Annotated in this window: 15 protein-coding genes and 1 other RNA gene; 10 read left to right on the top strand and 6 right to left on the bottom strand. The window is 41.4% G+C overall.

Annotated features, from left to right (window positions below; translation table 11 throughout):
- Nucleotides 1–3: 3 nt before the first annotated feature.
- A complete protein-coding gene (gene smpB / locus KF820_00255) occupies nucleotides 4–465 on the bottom strand; it encodes an SsrA-binding protein SmpB (protein ID MBX3456779.1) in 462 nt (153 codons plus the stop codon).
- Between the two features lie 232 nt (nucleotides 466–697).
- Between smpB and KF820_00250 the strand changes: the two genes are divergently transcribed.
- The 4 genes from KF820_00250 to KF820_00235 all read left to right on the top strand — a co-directional run bounded on the left by KF820_00250 (nucleotide 698) and on the right by KF820_00235 (nucleotide 5,920).
- Nucleotides 698–2,170, top strand: coding sequence for a leucyl aminopeptidase (locus tag KF820_00250; GenBank protein MBX3456778.1), 1,473 nt, complete (start codon nucleotides 698–700; stop codon nucleotides 2,168–2,170).
- A gap of 195 nt (nucleotides 2,171–2,365) precedes the next feature.
- On the top strand, nucleotides 2,366–2,800 hold the full coding sequence (locus KF820_00245; protein MBX3456777.1) for a DNA polymerase III subunit chi: 435 nt from the start codon (nucleotides 2,366–2,368) through the stop codon (nucleotides 2,798–2,800).
- Nucleotides 2,801–2,906: 106 nt separating this feature from the next.
- Nucleotides 2,907–3,677, top strand: a complete 771-nt coding sequence (locus KF820_00240; protein ID MBX3456776.1) for a hypothetical protein — start codon at nucleotides 2,907–2,909, stop codon at nucleotides 3,675–3,677.
- A 65-nt stretch (nucleotides 3,678–3,742) separates the two neighbouring features.
- Nucleotides 3,743–5,920 carry a UvrD-helicase domain-containing protein gene (locus KF820_00235; GenBank protein MBX3456775.1) on the top strand — a complete coding sequence of 726 codons (2,178 nt, stop codon included), beginning with the start codon at nucleotides 3,743–3,745 and terminating at the stop codon, nucleotides 5,918–5,920.
- A gap of 382 nt (nucleotides 5,921–6,302) precedes the next feature.
- Here the strand turns inward: KF820_00235 and rplI are convergent, their stop codons facing one another.
- Genes rplI through rpsF form a run of 3 tightly spaced genes read right to left on the bottom strand, consistent with a single transcriptional unit; the run spans nucleotide 6,303 to nucleotide 7,508 of the window.
- Complete coding sequence (gene rplI / locus KF820_00230) at nucleotides 6,303–6,827, bottom strand: 50S ribosomal protein L9 (protein ID MBX3456774.1); 525 nt, start codon at nucleotides 6,825–6,827, stop codon at nucleotides 6,303–6,305.
- Nucleotides 6,828–6,846: 19 nt separating this feature from the next.
- Complete coding sequence (rpsR, locus tag KF820_00225; GenBank protein MBX3456773.1) at nucleotides 6,847–7,113, bottom strand: 30S ribosomal protein S18; 267 nt, start codon at nucleotides 7,111–7,113, stop codon at nucleotides 6,847–6,849.
- A complete protein-coding gene (rpsF, locus tag KF820_00220) occupies nucleotides 7,113–7,508 on the bottom strand; it encodes a 30S ribosomal protein S6 (protein MBX3456772.1) in 396 nt (131 codons plus the stop codon). Before rpsF ends, rpsR begins: the two co-directional genes overlap by 1 nt.
- Before the next feature lie 201 nt (nucleotides 7,509–7,709).
- Between rpsF and KF820_00215 the strand changes: the two genes are divergently transcribed.
- The 4 genes from KF820_00215 (at nucleotide 7,710) to KF820_00200 (ending at nucleotide 9,738) form a co-directional block, all read left to right on the top strand.
- On the top strand, nucleotides 7,710–8,486 hold the full coding sequence (locus KF820_00215) for an ion transporter (protein MBX3456771.1): 777 nt from the start codon (nucleotides 7,710–7,712) through the stop codon (nucleotides 8,484–8,486).
- 11 nt (nucleotides 8,487–8,497) lie between these two features.
- A non-coding RNA gene (ssrS, locus tag KF820_00210) (6S RNA) lies at nucleotides 8,498–8,657 on the top strand.
- 22 nt (nucleotides 8,658–8,679) lie between these two features.
- Nucleotides 8,680–8,844 (top strand): hypothetical protein, encoded by a 165-nt coding sequence (locus KF820_00205; GenBank protein ID MBX3456770.1) that lies wholly within the window; start codon nucleotides 8,680–8,682, stop codon nucleotides 8,842–8,844.
- Nucleotides 8,845–8,850: 6 nt separating this feature from the next.
- Nucleotides 8,851–9,738, top strand: a complete 888-nt coding sequence (locus tag KF820_00200; protein MBX3456769.1) for a leucine-rich repeat domain-containing protein — start codon at nucleotides 8,851–8,853, stop codon at nucleotides 9,736–9,738.
- Between the two features lie 117 nt (nucleotides 9,739–9,855).
- On the opposite strand, the gene hemF is transcribed toward KF820_00200, so the two are convergent.
- A complete protein-coding gene (hemF, locus tag KF820_00195; protein ID MBX3456768.1) occupies nucleotides 9,856–10,713 on the bottom strand; it encodes an oxygen-dependent coproporphyrinogen oxidase in 858 nt (285 codons plus the stop codon).
- A 125-nt stretch (nucleotides 10,714–10,838) separates the two neighbouring features.
- Here hemF and KF820_00190 point away from each other — a divergent pair, with 125 nt between their 5' ends.
- Both KF820_00190 and KF820_00185 read left to right on the top strand, forming a co-directional pair.
- Nucleotides 10,839–11,195 (top strand): hypothetical protein, encoded by a 357-nt coding sequence (locus tag KF820_00190; protein MBX3456767.1) that lies wholly within the window; start codon nucleotides 10,839–10,841, stop codon nucleotides 11,193–11,195.
- A gap of 294 nt (nucleotides 11,196–11,489) precedes the next feature.
- On the top strand, nucleotides 11,490–13,343 hold the full coding sequence (locus KF820_00185) for a hypothetical protein (protein ID MBX3456766.1): 1,854 nt from the start codon (nucleotides 11,490–11,492) through the stop codon (nucleotides 13,341–13,343).
- A 75-nt stretch (nucleotides 13,344–13,418) separates the two neighbouring features.
- Here the strand turns inward: KF820_00185 and KF820_00180 are convergent, their stop codons facing one another.
- The gene (locus tag KF820_00180) at nucleotides 13,419–16,211 is read right to left on the bottom strand and encodes a lipase family protein (GenBank protein MBX3456765.1); all 2,793 of its coding nucleotides are present in this window, start codon (nucleotides 16,209–16,211) and stop codon (nucleotides 13,419–13,421) included.
- Nucleotides 16,212–16,246 lie beyond the last annotated feature (35 nt).

The raw sequence follows: 16,246 nt of genomic DNA, 5'->3' as shown, positions 1-16,246 counted from the left end.
GATCTATCCTTTTAGGATACGTGATTTCTCACGGTTCCAGTCTCGTTCTTTGATTGTTTCGCGTTTGTCGACGACGTTTTTACCTTTTGCAAGACCGAGCTGAACTTTAGCGCGTCCTTTGTCATTAAAATAGACGGACAAAGCGACTAACGTCATTCCTTTGCGTTGGATCGCGCCAATTAGTTTATTGACTTGCCGCTTGTGGAGCAATAATTTACGTGGGCGTTTAGGTTCGTGATTGAATTGGTTGGCTTGTTCATATACAGGAAGGTTGGCATTAAATAAAAAGATCTCACCATTCATCTCACCCGCATAGGTTTCATTGATGGACGCACGACCTGCTCGCAGTGACTTAACTTCACTGCCAGTCAATACGATGCCTGCCTCCATTTCTTCGATAATGAAGTAGTCAAATCTTGCGCGGCGATTTTGTGCCGCATAGCGATGGGCATGTTCACGTGTCATGAGTATTATCTAAGTATTCTTTATATTATTTTCCACTCTACTTAAATAAATGCCATATGTCGAGGGGGATGTCATGGTCAAAAACCGGACCATACTGCGAATATGTCGGACATTTTCGGAGTATGGTCTGAATGATCGTGTGACGTGCTGCCGGAAATTAAATTCATTATTCCTTGAATGTAGAGTCCTGATCCCTTAGACTTGAGGCATATCATATGAAAGAGGGGATATTATGCAAATTAAATTTTCCACCCCAACCATGCCAAATTCTGGCATTTTGGTTGCTGTTCTAACGTCAAATAAACTTGATTCTTTTCTGGGTGATCTGGATACAAAACTCAACGGTCAGATTTCAGCATTGATCACATCTAAGACTTTGGATGTTGATAAGGGGGGCATGGCATCAATTCCTGCGCCTGTAAGTTTGTCTGTTTCTAAAGTGCATTTAATTGCAACAGGAAAACTTGATCGTCATTTGGATTATGAAATTTTGGGCGGTAAAATTTATTCTGCTTTGGGGAAAGAGCAGTCCGATGCTTGTACTGTATACATTCCGGAACTTCAATCCGCAGATTTGGCTGGTATTGTTGCAAGCGGCGTTCTGTTGAAATCATGGGATTTCCCTAAGTATTTTACCAAGAAAGAATCAACTGATTTTTGCCAAGTCAAAACAGTATCTGTTATGACATCACAATCAGCAGAGGCAGAGAAGAAATTCAGGGAACTTGAGCAAGTTGCCGAAGGTGTTTTCCTGACGCGTCATGTTTGTTCAGAACCACCAAATGTTATTTATCCTGAAACTCTTGCTGCTGAAGCTAAAAAATTAGAATCCTTGGGGCTTAAGGTAGAAGTACTCGGTGAGTCTGAACTTGAAAAGCTAGGGTGCTATTCCTTATTAGGGGTTGGTCAAGGGAGCTCTAAAGAGTCTAAACTCGTTGTCATGCAATGGAACGGTGGAAAGACCGGGGATGCGCCGGTTGCTTTTGTTGGTAAAGGGGTAACGTTTGACACAGGTGGTATTTCCATAAAACCGGCCCAAGATATGGATGATATGAAGTGGGATATGGGTGGGGCTGCTGCTGTTCTTGGTGTGATGCGCGCCTTAGCCGGTCGTAAAGCAGCCGTTAATGCTATTGGTGTTATGGGATTAGTCGAAAATATGCCTGATGGAAATGCTCAACGTCCGGGAGATGTTGTCAAATCTATGTCAGGTCAAACAATTGAAATTCTGAATACAGACGCCGAGGGTCGCCTGGTTTTGGCTGATGCCTTGTGGTATACCCAAGATCGCTTTAAGCCAACGCACATGATTAACCTTGCAACCTTAACAGGGGCAATCATTATCTCATTGGGTGGTGAATACGCCGGGTTGTTCTCTAATAATGATGAGCTTGCATCAAGCTTGAATGATTCCGGTTTAACAGTCGGTGAAAAATTGTGGCGTTTGCCACTGGCCAAGGCTTATGACAAGCAGATTGATTCTGTTATTGCCGATATGAAAAATATTGGAAACGGACGAAGTGCTGGCAGCATTACCGCAGCTCAGTTCTTGCAACGTTTTGTCAATGAAACAAAATGGGCCCACCTTGATATAGCTGGGACAGCTTGGAATAAAAAAGCTGGTGATTTGTATCAAGCAGGCTCAACGGGATTTGGTGTTCGGTTGCTTAATATGTGGGTTAAAAAGCATATTGAGCAAAGGTAAACATCTATCCTATGGCCGCCTACTGTTGAAAATTTGTGCTTCAGGTGCTTACGTACTTAATGCACGCTCTGCTCTTGGTCTCAATTTTCAACAGTATTCGACTCAGATGCTGAATATTTTAAAAGCCCACTCAATCCCTCTCGACAAAGAGAGAAGAGAAAATTACAAGTGCTGTACCAATAATTAGGAATAATCATGGAAGTTGCATTTTATCACTTACTCACAATGCCTGTTGAAAAGGCTTTGCCAAAGCTCGTGGAAAAGATTTATTCTTCAGGGCTAAGGGCGCTTATTGTCTGTGATAATCAGGAACGGATGGTTTCCTTGAATAGTGTTTTGTGGACCTTTTCCCAAAGTGCTTTTATTCCACATAATTTTGAGGGGGACCCGAAACGCCATGCTGTTTGGTTATCCTTGGCATCTGAGAATGTAAACCAGGCGGATGTCGTTGTTGTCCTGAATGGTGCTATGATCCCTGAGGGGCAGTTTTCCCGTGTAATGGACATGTTTGATGGAAATGACGATGCTTCAGTTGCTAAAGCCCGTGAACGTTATAAAAGCTATAAGGATGGTAGCTATAAATTAGCCTACTGGAAGCAAAATGAAAAAGGGGCTTGGGCGAATCAGTGAAGTATACTTGATCAGATTGGAAATTTTACCGAACTTTAAGTATTTTTTAATAAGAAGGATTTATAATCATAGGTAAGTTAAGATTTGTATAGTCTGAGGAAGTGCCATGAATAAGTTGTTTCTGTTATTGGGTATTGCAAGTTTTGTTCACGCTGAAGATGTTACTCAAGCTGAATCGGCGCCAGTTGAATTAGATGCACCCGCACCAGCAGAGGTTGATCAATCTCAAACAGGTGGTGACGATATTAGTAATCCTTCGCCTGTTGATGAGAAACCAGCAGAGATTGACGCAGGTAATGCATCTACTGCTGTAGAAGATGATGCGCCTGCTATTGAGCCAGACAAACCTGAAAAGCCAGCAAAAACTGACGAAAAATTTGACATGGTTTTATCCAATATGCAAGCGACACATCCGAAAAAAGCTGCTGAATTTGAACAAGCTTATCATGCCGGCAAAGATAAGGAAAAAGTTTTGGCAGACTGGAGTAATACAGCTATTGAATCGCAAGATATGCTTGATGCTGTCGATGAACTCCATGCAATTTATCAAGTCATGAAAAATGTATCGCCAGAAGCTTCGCTTGAATTTGAGCAAAAAGTTCGTGATGAAAAGGATCCTCGTAATTTATTGGAATATGCGCACCAACTCTTGTTGAAATCTTTAAAGGATCGTAAGGCGCAAATTGAGGCTGCAAAAGAAGAAATGAATGCTGTGACGACAATTTTACAGTATGTTGATATTAAAGCAGCCCGGGAAGTCTTTAAAGAAGAGCAAACCTCTGAGGATCCGCGTACTCGAATTAGCGAGGCTTATGATAGGTTGCTAGCATCCCTAGAAAAAGCTCATAAAGAAGCGGGTGTTGCTCCTCTCCAATAATAGGCTTAAAATTAGCCCTATATTCGTGTACACTTGATAAAAACATAACTGAATTGAGTGTACACGTGTTGCCCCAACGTCGAGATGATTTTATTGCTGATAATTTAAATACCCCTCAACGCCGTGCTGTTGAAACGACAGAGGGGGCTGTTCTTGTTTTGGCAGGCGCCGGAACAGGCAAGACGCGCGTGTTGACGACACGAATCGCCCATATTATCGCCAGCGGTTTAGCGTTTCCCAACCAAATTCTATCGGTCACGTTTACGAATAAAGCAGCAGCTGAGATGAAAGAACGTGTGGCATCTCAGATTGCAAGACCGATTGAGGGATTTTGGATAGGAACCTTTCACTCATTAGCTGTGCGCATTCTCAGGCGTCATGCAGACTTAGTTGGTCTGACGAGTGATTTTACAATTTTGGATACAGATGATCAGCAACGTCTTTTAAAGCAAATATTGCAGGCTCAGGGGGTTGATGATAAGAAGAATCCTCCGAAAATGGTGGCCAGTATCATTAGCCGGTGGAAAGATAGGGGCTTGCTTCCCGAACGGGTAAGTACCTCTGAGAGCTCGGGAAACCGTATGCTTTTGGCTGTTTACAAAGAATATCAAGAACGGTTGCGCATTCTAAATGCAGCTGATTTTGGTGATCTGTTACTTCATAATTTAACTATTTTTCAGGCACATCCGCAGGTTTTGCAATCCTATCAGCAACAATTTAGATATATCTTGGTGGATGAGTATCAAGATACTAACATTTCTCAGTATTTGTGGTTGCGCATGTTGGCCATGGGGCACGGTAATATTTGTTGCGTGGGAGACGATGACCAGTCTATTTATGCTTGGCGCGGGGCAGAAGTTGGTAATATTTTGCGTTTCGAAGAAGACTTTCCTGGCGCTACAGTTGTCCGCCTTGAGCAAAATTACCGCTCCACACCCCACATCTTGGGAGCTGCGGCTGGCTTAATTGCCAACAACTCCGGCCGTTTTGATAAGACTTTATGGACGGATGTTGACCAAGGTGAAAAGGTTGTTGTCCGTGGAACCTATGACAGTGACCAAGAAGCACGTTTTATCGGCGATGAAATCGAACATCGTCAACGCCAAGGACATTCCTTATCAGACATGGCGATTCTTGTCCGTGCTGGTTACCAAACCCGTGAGTTTGAAGATCGTCTGTTGGTTTTGGGGGTTCCTTACCGGGTGGTTGGGGGGCAAAAGTTTTATGAACGTATGGAAATTCGCGATGCACTTGCCTATTTGCGTTTGGTTGCTCAACCCAATGATGGATTGGCTTTTGAGCGGATCATCAACACACCACGTCGTGGAGTAGGGGCAACCACGTTACAGGTTATTCACAGGGAATCACGAGCAGCGAATTTATCACTGGTTGAGACAACCAAAGGGCTTTTGGATGAGGGGATGCTAAAGGGGACTGCTAAAAATGCCCTGAAAGATTTTTTGACACAGCTTGAATCGTGGCGAGATCGTTTGCCGGATATGGAACCGGCAAATTTCCTTGAGATGATTTTAGATGAATCTGGATATACGGCCATGTGGCGTCAAGATAAATCAGCTGATGCACCGGGGCGTTTAGATAACTTAAAAGAGCTTGTTCGCGCCATTCGTGAATTTGAGACGGTTCAAGCATTCCTTGAGCATGTGACGTTGGTGATGGATACCACCTCAACTGTTAATACGGATATGGTGAACTTGATGACCCTTCATGCAGCCAAAGGATTAGAATTTAGTACGGTCTTTTTGCCGGGATGGGAAGAAAATATTTTTCCCAATGCACGAGCGATTGATGAAAACGGACTCGAAGGTTTAGAAGAAGAGCGTCGGCTTGCTTATGTGGGGATCACTCGAGCGCGACAGGAAGCGATCATCACTTATGCCCATAACCGACGTACATTCCAAGGCTGGCAGTATTCAACGCCGTCTCGGTTTATAACGGAATTGCCGGCTGAGCATGTGCGTTCAATCCAAGCGAGTGGGGCAGAGGCATTGCATGGGCCACGATCTTTATCTGGGCAGCAGAAAAGCCTTCAAAGTCGTGCTGGTATATTTGATGCGGAATTTACTGTTGAACCCACTCATACCTTTGTAAAGGGCGTGCGTGTCTTTCATTTGAAATTTGGATATGGAACGGTTCTAGATGTCGATGGTGACAATATTAAGGTTGAGTTTGAAACTTCTGGAATTAAGACAGTCGTTGCTGATTACCTAGAAGGGTCTGGTTAACTCTTTTTTATGATCTGTAGATCATATGTCGGAGGGAATATGCTTCATTATGCGCGTAATGCAAAACAGTTAGGTCATGCGCGCTTAGGGAATTAAGGGTTCAAAAGGGGGCTACGCAAAAGCAACTTGCGGATCTGGTTGGTGTAGTGTACGTATTATCTACTCTCTACTCTCTACGCTCTTCTCTCTCATCTCTGATACTGGATCTCCAATCAATAAAATCTATGGCTTTCTGTTGAAACCCAAGCTTTGCTAGTCGGAGATGACGGGCGTGCCTGGTGTCTCTCATATCGAATTCACTTTACTTTAAAGGACGCAAATTAACAGACAATAAAAAAAGCCCCAAATATCGGGGCTTTCATTTTTTGCTTTAAAAGCGAACTTACGCTTCGGCTGCAACTGGTTCTGCATCAGCATTTGCATTTGCTGATTTTGCTTTTGCAACTTCAACAACTGCTTCTTCTTCAGAGCGAGCAACAACAACGCCAACGTAGATGGAAACTTCTGGGTGAAGAACGATGCGTGCTTTGTGAACACCAAGTGTCTTAATCGGAGCATCCAATTGAACTTGGTTACGAGCAACGCCATATCCATTTGTCTTAAGCATATCCGCGATGTCCATGCTGCGAACAGAACCGTATAGGTGGCCTGTTTCGGATGCTTGACGGATTAATGTAACGGATACATTGTCCATTTTCTTAGCAACAGCTTGCGCTTCATCACGACGCTTTAGATTTTCAGCTTCCAAATGTGTTTTTTGGTTTTGGAAAAATTCTAGGTTAGCTTTGGATGCGCGAAGAGCCTTTTTTTGTGGTAATAGATAGTTACGAGCATAACCGTTCTTAACCTCGACGACATCACCCATTTGACCGAGTTTTTCAACTCGTTGTAATAGAATAATTTGCATTGATATCTCTCCGTTTGGATTAGTCGTTTACATAAGGCATAATTGCCAAGAAACGGGCACGCTTAATTGCTGTTGCAAGTTCGCGTTGTTTCTTTGTGGAAACGGCGCTGATGCGGCTTGGCATCATCTTTCCGCGTTCGGATACAAACTTAAACAATGTTTTTGCATCTTTGTAGTCAATTTTCATCGCGCCTTCGCCTGTGAATGGGCACGATTTACGGCGACGGAAGAATTGACGGCGTTGTGGTGCAGAACGGTCTTGGTTATTATCAAAATCTCTTGCCATTATGCATTCTCCGCTGTTTCTGTAACGACATCATCAGAATCATCATAGCTACGGCTACGGTCTGGATTGTAATTCTTTTGTTGCATCAAAGCTGATGGATTTGGATCGTGTGCTTCAACGCGAACTGTCAAGTGACGAAGAACATTTTCATTCAATTTCATTTGACGTTCAACTTCTTTTACAACATCGGATTCAGCTTTAACGTTCATTAAAACGTAGTGACCCTTTGTGTTTTTCTTAATTGGGTATGCCAATGTGCGAAGACCACAGAATTCAGTCTTAGCAACATCGCCGCCATTATCGCGGATAATTTTTGTATAATCTTGTGTCAATGTTTCGACCTGATTTGGGGTCGCATCTTGACGTACGATAAATACTGTTTCGTACAGTTTCATTGTTACTCCTTATGGATATAAACTTATTGTTAAAACAAGCTAAAGCCAACTTATTAGGTGGCAAGGAGAATTTTAAATTCGAGTGAAAATAAAAAACTCTGTCCACAATATACTATTAATTAACTTAAAACGCAAGGGGTTGTTTGGTTTCCTAAAATTTGTTCAAATTAAAGTATAAACTCTAAACTGCTGAGAAAATAGATGCCAAGATTATATGTCGTTGAGAGTGCGCTTGCTCGATTTATGGAAAGTAAACTAGTTCACTATTTTATAGGGCTTCTTATCCTTGTAAATGCAGGAGTTCTGTTGGCTTTGACTTATTACCAGCCACCATCAGAGATTCACTCTATTTTAGTTGCAGCAGATAAAATCATCCTTGGTGTGTTTGTTCTTGAAATTGTTTTAAGACTTATTGCCAATGGTCGCTTGTTTTTTAAGTCGCCTTGGAATGTTTTTGATTTCATTGTTATTTTTGGATCGGCTTTGCCTCTAGGATTGAGTGCTGAAATTATGCGGTCGTTGCGGGTGCTTCGTTTGTTTTACTTTATTGAAATCTCATCCAAAATGCGCCATATATTGCAAGGTTTATACAAATCTCTGCCAGGTATTGCTAATGTGACGATCTTATTAATAATCATCTTTGTGACCTTTAGTATTTTAGGTGTTCTGATGTTTCCCGGATCAGAACGTTTTGCGGATGCAGGCGTTGGAATGCACACACTGTTTCAGGTTTTAAGTGGTGACGATTGGTATAATGTTTTGCGTGATGTCCAAAAAGTCTATGCTTATGCGTGGGTTTATTTTTACCTGTTTTATGTTATTATGGTGTTTGTCATCTTGAATTTGTTTATTGGGGTAGTTGTTGGGGCATTACAAGCTGCCGAAGAAGACTTAGAGGCAACGACAGAAGATGAGCAAACAAAAGTCTTGAAAGATATCCAAAAGCGTCTTAAGACTATTGAAACTAAGATCAAGTAGTATTAAATTAAATAGAGCTGCTCGGTTCGACAGGTTCATGAATCCCCGGACCACAATTGATATCTCATGGGGTTGTCCCTGCTTTGGCCGTGGTCAAAGTATTACGACTCCAACCTGGTTAACAGGTCGCGAGAGGATCATATATACACCATCGGCCAGAGTGGCTCTCTTTCAAACATGAAAGGGTGTTTCTATGTGCGTTGTAATGCTATTGTCCTCACTCTGTTTTTCTCAAGAACCAGTCTTGCCGGAAAATCCATTTAATCAACTCCCTAATGAATTAGTGGTCGAAATCATGGGGTATATGGTTGAAGACAAAGATATTAATGCTTGTTTGCAGGTAGATAGGCGGTTTTAAGAATGTATGCTTAAGGATCTAGATCAATACGATTTAGATTTGCCTGTTGAAACTGATCATCGGACCAGGCGGAAAGATCGCTCTGGTGAGCTTCTGCGAATGGGATTGGCGCGGTTGACTAATGACTATAAACCATTAAGTGTTTTGCTAACGGGACAAGGTGTTGAAAAAATAATAAGACTTCAAGGGTTGCGGGAATCAAGTCAACTCGAATTATATGACCCTGATCCGCCGAGTATGCTATCTGCTGAATTGAAAAAAGTTTTAAAACAAGGTGACTGTCCTGCGATAACTAAAATGACGCTTAGTTATGATGAGCCAGGGTTTATTTTTTGGATTAGGCAGGCTGCCAGCACTATTAGAGAGTTGACTATTCAATGTGGTCATAAACTTTTTATGCAACCCTATCGGCGCAAGTCGTTATTAAATACATTTTTTTCAACGGCGTTTCCTAGGTTAAAAGCCTTGACTTTATGTGGAACTCAAATGACGGGCATTGACTTGTTTAATTTTGTACGTCATTCGGGAAACTTTCCCGTCCTTAAAAATCTTGATCTGAGTTCCAATAATTTAAATTCAATATGGTTTAATGCGTTTGTTCAGAGTAGTTTTCTAAAACAACTGAAGAGATTGGACTTAAGTGATAACCAGATTAGTTCCCGATATCTGGCCTATCTGATCAGGCATGGTGAATTGAGGAATCTTAAGTATTTGTCACTGAAAGATACAGGTACAACAGCAAAGCAAATTTTGAACCCGAATGGTCATGGGGGGGGCGTTCAATCCGAATCGACCTGTACAACATGTCGCAAAAATATTGGAATTGGCGTTATCATCATCCAGTGCAACAGGATTATGATATTAGAGGCGCATTGCAGTCAGCCCGCTATTTAGGAACCTTAAGGGAACTTGATTTAGTCGGAACAAATGTATACGAAGGTAGGACGCAGGAAATAATGGCTTATGCATCATCATTGCCCGCGCTCGAGGTTCTGCGTCTCGGGTACGAGCCTACCATACGGCAACCGGTGGCAGCGACATCAGAATAGCTTCAGTATTGCCATTGGTTTGAAGGCCAAATTTGGTGCCACGATCATACAGCAGATTGAACTCAGCATATCGCCCGCGTTTTTGAAGTTGTTTCTGCTTGTCTTCGGCGGTCCATGGCTTTTGGAAATGACGACGGACAAGTTCCGGATAGATTTTTAGGAAGGTTAGGCCCACATCGCGGGTATAGGCATAGTCGGCATCAAAAGAACTGGTGTCCACATAATCATAGAAAATCCCGCCAATACCACGTGCTTCGTTGCGGTGAGGTAGATAAAAATATTCATCGCACCACAGTTTGAACTTGGCATAATAATCTGGATGGTGACGATCGCAACAATCTCGAAAGGCTTGGTGAAAATCCTTTGTATCCTCTGGATATTCGAATGTCGGCGTAAGGTCAGCGCCCCCACCAAACCAGGATTTAGAGGTTACGATGTGGCGTGTATTCATGTGAACAGCAGGCACAAGTGGGTTTAAGGGGTGGATAACAAGAGATATTCCACAGGCCCAAAAGTTTGGATTTTCAGCGGCCCCAGGAATTTCTTTAGCAAATTTTTCCGCAAACTGACCGTGTACGCAAGAAATGTTAACACCAGCTTTTTCAAAAACCCGTCCTTTGAGGACGGACATGGTTCCGCCACCACCGTCGCTATCAGGTTGAGTTGGGTCATTACGTTTCCATGATTCGCGGCGGAATTGACCGGGTAACAGGTAATCGTGGTCATATTCTTCCTCGATTTTTTCCAGTTCCGCGCAAATATCATCGCGTAATTTTATGACCCATTTTTCGAATTCAGCTTTTTGTTCCAGTGTTGTCATGTCGACCTCCTAAGTTGTCTTAATCTTAACACGACCACTCAAGAATAAAAGATGATAGGATGTCGCAATTATATTTAATTTTAAGAAAATTATTATAATATAGGTGAGTAACAACGGAGGATAGGATGAAAATCATCGCTATTATTTCAATGCTTCTTGGATTAAAGGCGGCAGAAATAAATGTCTCTGGCAAACTTTTGCGGTTTACATTGCCTGAAGATACAACCTTGTGGGCTGGCTCAGTTATGAATTTAGTTCTCGATGTTTTGCCGGATGATAGGGATACTCAAAATAAGTTTCAAGAACTAGTTGATTGGTCTTGTGATGAGCGAGTGGACCTAAAAATCACAGATTTTCATCACTATGAAGAAACAATTCGTCTTTTATTGGATCGTCTAATTGCAATGACAACATCGCGAGCGCGGGTTGCTTATATTGAATTTGAATTGACACGCAGCAAGCAGTATGTCTCTCTAAAATAGATAACTTCCTGTAAATGCTAGTTGGGAACCATCATACCATCCATAGGGGAAGACAATATAGCCGATTCTTTATAAATCGGCTATGCAAAATGGCGTCACTCACATGCTGAGTGCACACTTCGTACCTTATTTTTGTAACCGAATTAAGATTGCTAGCTATAAAGCGTGGGCTTTTAGATCGTACAATTTTATTTTGTCTAAAAAATACAAGGAAATGATGCAAAGTAAAAAAATACTACAATAATAAGGATTTATTTCTATATAAATAGTAGATTAAAAAAAGAGATTGTTCTTATGTATAAAATAAATATTCTATTCCTACTTTTGGCCTCACAACTTTCAGCTGTGGACTTGTGCCCTATATCGTCGTTGAGTGATTTTTACAGGCAAGTTTTGGGTGGTGATCTTGCGGGTACAAAAGAAAATCAAGGGCAGAGTGAAGATAAACTAGTTGCTCGTGGACTGGATACAGTTTTAAGAGATGCTCGTGGTAAAATATGGGATTTTAGATCTGGTATAATTGCAGTTTATGGTTTAGATACGCAAAAAACCTGGAATGTAAGGATTGAAAGTTTTGCTGCGTTCTTAGATAAAAGTTATGCTTTGCAGCAAATGCTGATGAATTGGAAGACTGATACGCTAGAAGGAGCAGAAATTTCTTCAAGTAAGCAAGCTGATGGCTCTTGGCAAATTACGTATACGCTATTGGAAAATAGAGGTGCTGCGAGTTTAGCTGGCTTTTATAGAAAGTGCAGAACATTAGAACAAGACGCTCTTGAAGACGGAGTCTTGACTGGACAAAAGAAAACTCAAATTGAAAAAGATGCTTCTATGGCGGCATTCAGTGATGGATGGCCTAAAATGGTTTTTAATTTTCGTTTGTCTGATAAAGCGAAAGTTGCGGCACAGCCTTCGACACCAAAGCACCCCGTATATGCTCAACCACAGGCAGCTCCATCTTACGGTGGAACGCCTTATGCAGATTATAATAAATATCGCCCAAACTACTATCCAAATCAAAAAACTTATACCTATCAGGCACCACCGCCACCACCTGCTTATTCTTATGATATTTTTGAAAAACAATTTTCACAGATAATTTCTCCATTAAAAAACTTGGCAAATGCTGATTCATTGGCACAAGTAGCTTACCAAACCGTAAAGAAATTGGGAGAAAGAGGTTTTACTGAGGATCATAAGCGAGATCTTGTACATTTTTTCTCTGAGATACAAAAACATATGAGTATTACTCCTGCCATTGTATCGTCTGCTGTATCTTTGGTAAGGCATGGTTGGTATAGTAATGACTGCTTCACATGGATTCTTGATGTAGTTAATGATAAAAATAGGTCTTGGGCATGTAATCCTGATTTAATTGGTGTTTTATTGTCCGACCCAGATAAATGGATTAAGTATTCATCATCACAAGAGGTCAAAAAGTTGGTCGCAAAAATACAGTACGCTGTTCCTCTTTTGAACTACGTAGCAACAGAACGAGATAAATTTTTTAACTATATTTCAACAAATGAATTGGATGCAACCGCTGTACAGGAATTTACTTCCTGGATCGAACATATGCTTTCTCTTTCTTCAGATAAAACTCTTGATCTTCCTGTTGATTTAATCCTCAAGGGCGTTAAGAATTCAGCGTTTTTACCGCACAAGGATGATAAGCTAAAAGATTTGCGGACAATTTATGGGAAAAATATTGATGAGGAAATGCTGCGTAACTTGATAGTTTTATATATCAAACACGCGGAGCCTGGGGTTGATCTGGTTATTAACGAAATTCAGGATTTTTTCAAAAGTAAGGTTGTCGGTGTAAAATCATCAGGTTTGTCTGATGCAAAATTAGACTTTATGAGAGTAGTTTTTCGTCTTATTAAAACGACCAATATTGCAGATGTAGTGAAAAAAATAGCATTCTTACGTGATAAAGAAACACTGAAGAATTGCAATTTATCCAATAAAAAAGCAAACGAGGCAGCCAAACTCTATGCTTTCTCACTCTTGATGTCGAATGATGAAGCACGAATTAAGTCAATTTTGTGTGATGAACGGGTCTTTGGTCGCAAAACTGAATTGACCAAGGAAAAATTGGATCAATATGTAAGTCCGGCCCAGGCATCTTCATCCGGTGCGATTTAATTTGTGTTGATTGTTTGTATGGCAGCTGTAGTCTCATCAAGGGAGACCATAGCTGCCAACAAACAATTACGCTGTTTACCCTTTTAGTTTTTTTGCACGCCACATGTCACCAAGTCCCATGCGATCCATGAGATCACCAATTTCAATAACGTTGGCTTTTTTAGCGTCAGTAAATACTGTTCCTGCAAGCGGAGAACAATACCGTGAACAATGTTTGTAAACTTGATCAACAGTGCTGATCCGTTTGCCAAATAATCCCCTAAGCTTACTGGTAAGGGACGCATCTGCACTGACGAAGAAATTCTTGGACAAGCAGCAGCCACAAGATAGCTCACTGACATCAAGCCTATCCAGTTGTTGAGGGTTAATACCGGTTGATTTAACAATATCTTTGGTGCTACAGGATGTTGATCGATCAATTTTCATCTTCACCTTTTGCCCTGTCGGTAATTCATGCGCATAGGTTAGTGCTTTTGTATCAGCTCCTGCTAATTTTGGTGCTGATTTTTTGCCTTCACTATAGCGTGTATCACGGATACTGTCATAGTTTCTTATGGTGTTATCACCTGAGTTTTGTTGATTAAATCTATCGCTTGTATCTCTAAGCATTGCAAGGATATCGCCGACGAGAAATGGTTTTAACGGTAGAATAGCTGTATCGCGACCTCTTAGGAAGCGCCCTATGTCATCGAGAGCTGTTAGCAATATATTTGTTTTGAGTAAGTCTTTTGATTGTAAGAGTCTGTAAATATCACTTGCTTTTCTATTGACTAATTGGTCCCAATTTGTTGCAAGGAGATTGGCGTACCGATCAGCAAGGTGATTACTCCAAGGGCTAAACTTATCCCAAAAACTAGCAATTCCCTCGCGGTCGACCAATGGAATGCTTGTCCCGATGTGGGCATAACCGAGTAACGTCATAAGCAATGAACGTTTGAACACTTTTTCATTTTTTAAGACAATACTGAGTGTTGATACAGGATCACCTTCGTTCCAAACGCGAATAACATTATGTTTTCCAAGGCGATCTTCTGCTTTCTGGGCAAAATTTTTGTCAAATATTGGAGGGGCTCCGAATGTATAGACAACAACATCGATATTGATTTTTCCTTCATAAACAGGGGCAATTTGATCTTTAATCAATAATGCCATCAACATAGCAAGCCCACCCCCTAAACTGTGTCCTGTAACGGCAATCCTTAGGGTTGGGATTTGACCATTGGCCACAGGGTGAGATTGGGTATAATCACGGAACCATTTTTTTAGATTTGTTCCCATATAGTCTAGAGTTTCATCAAGGGAGTCCATGATTCCTTGGTGGACCCTATAGCCAACTGCAAGGGAGTGATTGGCCTTACCTTGTGATCGTTTTACGTTGAAGTTGTGGAGCCAATCTTGTTCTGAGTTTGATCCGGAAAAAGCAATGATCATCTGGTCAACATTTTTGTCGTTATCGGATGCTTCAGAATCACGATAAAGGACGACGCCTGAGACTTCTTTGTTACCAAGATCGCTGCTTTCTCTGCTTTTTGACTTTGCAACGCCGGAACCAAACCATGATTTTTTATAAGAGGTTAAGTTGCGGTATAGGATATCGACAGGGGTGAATCCTTCAAGTTCACGGCTGAAAACGCGTTCGACTTTAACCCAATAATCACCGGCAACGGGGTCTGATAATATTGTAACTGATCGGCGTGCTTCGACAAGTTCATATTTAATCTTTCCTTCGACGATTCCAATGCGTTTTTCAATGTCGTTTAGCGTTGCTGTGCTTGGATTTTCAATTTTTGTTTCGTCATCAGCAACAAGACGATTAAAGTTTTCAGCTTGTGCTCTAAGGACTTCTGGTGCCAGATTCTTGACTTTTATATCCATTGTTTCTGTGCGCTGAACATCTGTTTGTCCTTGATCTTTCCCTCGGGATAGGCCGGAACTTTTACTGCCCCCACCGAATTGCTGATCAAATGCAACTTTATCTTTTGTGTCACTGTGTAGGCCAAATCTTTGATCGTATTCACCTTGAGTTGTATCGACTCTTTGGTGTTGTTGGTCTCGGGTTTCTTGGCTTTCAATGCGTCGCTGTTCAACATAACGAATAACATCAGAACCAAATATACGGGCTAGATCTAGCCTGAATTGTGTCAAATTATGAAGTCGCTTTTCCAAAGCTGCGACTCGGCCTTTGAGTTTTAACATTTCTTGTTCATAGGGGGTTGATACGTAGTTTGGCGTGAATTTACGGTCTTCTTTGTTGTAATAGGTTAAGTAACTTAGATCAAACATTAATCTTACGGTTTGCGGATCAACACGTGGAAAGAAATTTGCTATACCTTGTGTCGGCATTTTTTTATCTGATAGGGCAAAATTTGTTACTGCTTGGATGATGCCTCGGTCTGTTTCAGAGAAACCTTTTAATTCTGCTTCTGATTTTGTCTTTAGGTATGTTGCCCATTTATTGATGCTGTCAAGAACCGTTGAAATATCACCTAATGGAATGACTTGATTTCCTGAAGATAAATTGGCACATGAAATCCCTGATTGAGTTGTGATCGCGCCAGGGTTTACTCCGGATATCCCGTTTTCGAACAGGAGAACATCTTTGTTACATCTCTTGACAACTTCAGGGTTAGATGGTCTTAGTGTCCGGATATCAGAGGTGCCAACATCAACTTCTTTTGGAACCAGAACAACTGATTTTCGACGGGCTTTGGTAAGGTCGTGCGGTTGATATTGTGAGAGTTGTTGCTTTTGAGGCGGAAGGGGGATCGACGCGCGACGCATTTTTTCTGGTTGAGATTGTACGAGAGACTGTCCTTGCTCGGCAAAAACCAAACTTGACATCAAGAGGGATAAAAATAAAATACGCATAACTAATACCCGAAATTTCATTACTAGTAATAGTA

It is taken from the genome of Candidatus Paracaedibacteraceae bacterium (assembly GCA_019636055.1).
Classification (GTDB): domain Bacteria; phylum Pseudomonadota; class Alphaproteobacteria; order Paracaedibacterales; family Paracaedibacteraceae; genus Paracaedibacter.
This window is presented reverse-complemented; position numbering and strand designations above follow the sequence as displayed.

What these genes read in the sequence shown, in the direction of transcription:
- KF820_00215 (MBX3456771.1), top strand. Translation starts at nt 7,710, where the DNA reads ATGCCAAGATTATATGTCGTTGAGAGTGCGCTTGCTCGATTTATGGAA.
- KF820_00200 (MBX3456769.1), top strand. Translation starts at nt 8,851, where the DNA reads ATGCTTAAGGATCTAGATCAATACGATTTAGATTTGCCTGTTGAAACT.
- KF820_00190 (MBX3456767.1), top strand. Translation starts at nt 10,839, where the DNA reads ATGAAAATCATCGCTATTATTTCAATGCTTCTTGGATTAAAGGCGGCA.
- KF820_00205 (MBX3456770.1), top strand. Translation starts at nt 8,680, where the DNA reads ATGTGCGTTGTAATGCTATTGTCCTCACTCTGTTTTTCTCAAGAACCA.
- rplI (MBX3456774.1), bottom strand. Translation starts at nt 6,827, where the DNA reads ATGCAAATTATTCTATTACAACGAGTTGAAAAACTCGGTCAAATGGGT.
- KF820_00180 (MBX3456765.1), bottom strand. Translation starts at nt 16,211, where the DNA reads ATGCGTATTTTATTTTTATCCCTCTTGATGTCAAGTTTGGTTTTTGCC.
- KF820_00250 (MBX3456778.1), top strand. Translation starts at nt 698, where the DNA reads ATGCAAATTAAATTTTCCACCCCAACCATGCCAAATTCTGGCATTTTG.
- hemF (MBX3456768.1), bottom strand. Translation starts at nt 10,713, where the DNA reads ATGACAACACTGGAACAAAAAGCTGAATTCGAAAAATGGGTCATAAAA.
- rpsF (MBX3456772.1), bottom strand. Translation starts at nt 7,508, where the DNA reads ATGAAACTGTACGAAACAGTATTTATCGTACGTCAAGATGCGACCCCA.
- KF820_00185 (MBX3456766.1), top strand. Translation starts at nt 11,490, where the DNA reads ATGTATAAAATAAATATTCTATTCCTACTTTTGGCCTCACAACTTTCA.
- KF820_00245 (MBX3456777.1), top strand. Translation starts at nt 2,366, where the DNA reads ATGGAAGTTGCATTTTATCACTTACTCACAATGCCTGTTGAAAAGGCT.
- smpB (MBX3456779.1), bottom strand. Translation starts at nt 465, where the DNA reads ATGACACGTGAACATGCCCATCGCTATGCGGCACAAAATCGCCGCGCA.
- KF820_00240 (MBX3456776.1), top strand. Translation starts at nt 2,907, where the DNA reads ATGAATAAGTTGTTTCTGTTATTGGGTATTGCAAGTTTTGTTCACGCT.
- rpsR (MBX3456773.1), bottom strand. Translation starts at nt 7,113, where the DNA reads ATGGCAAGAGATTTTGATAATAACCAAGACCGTTCTGCACCACAACGC.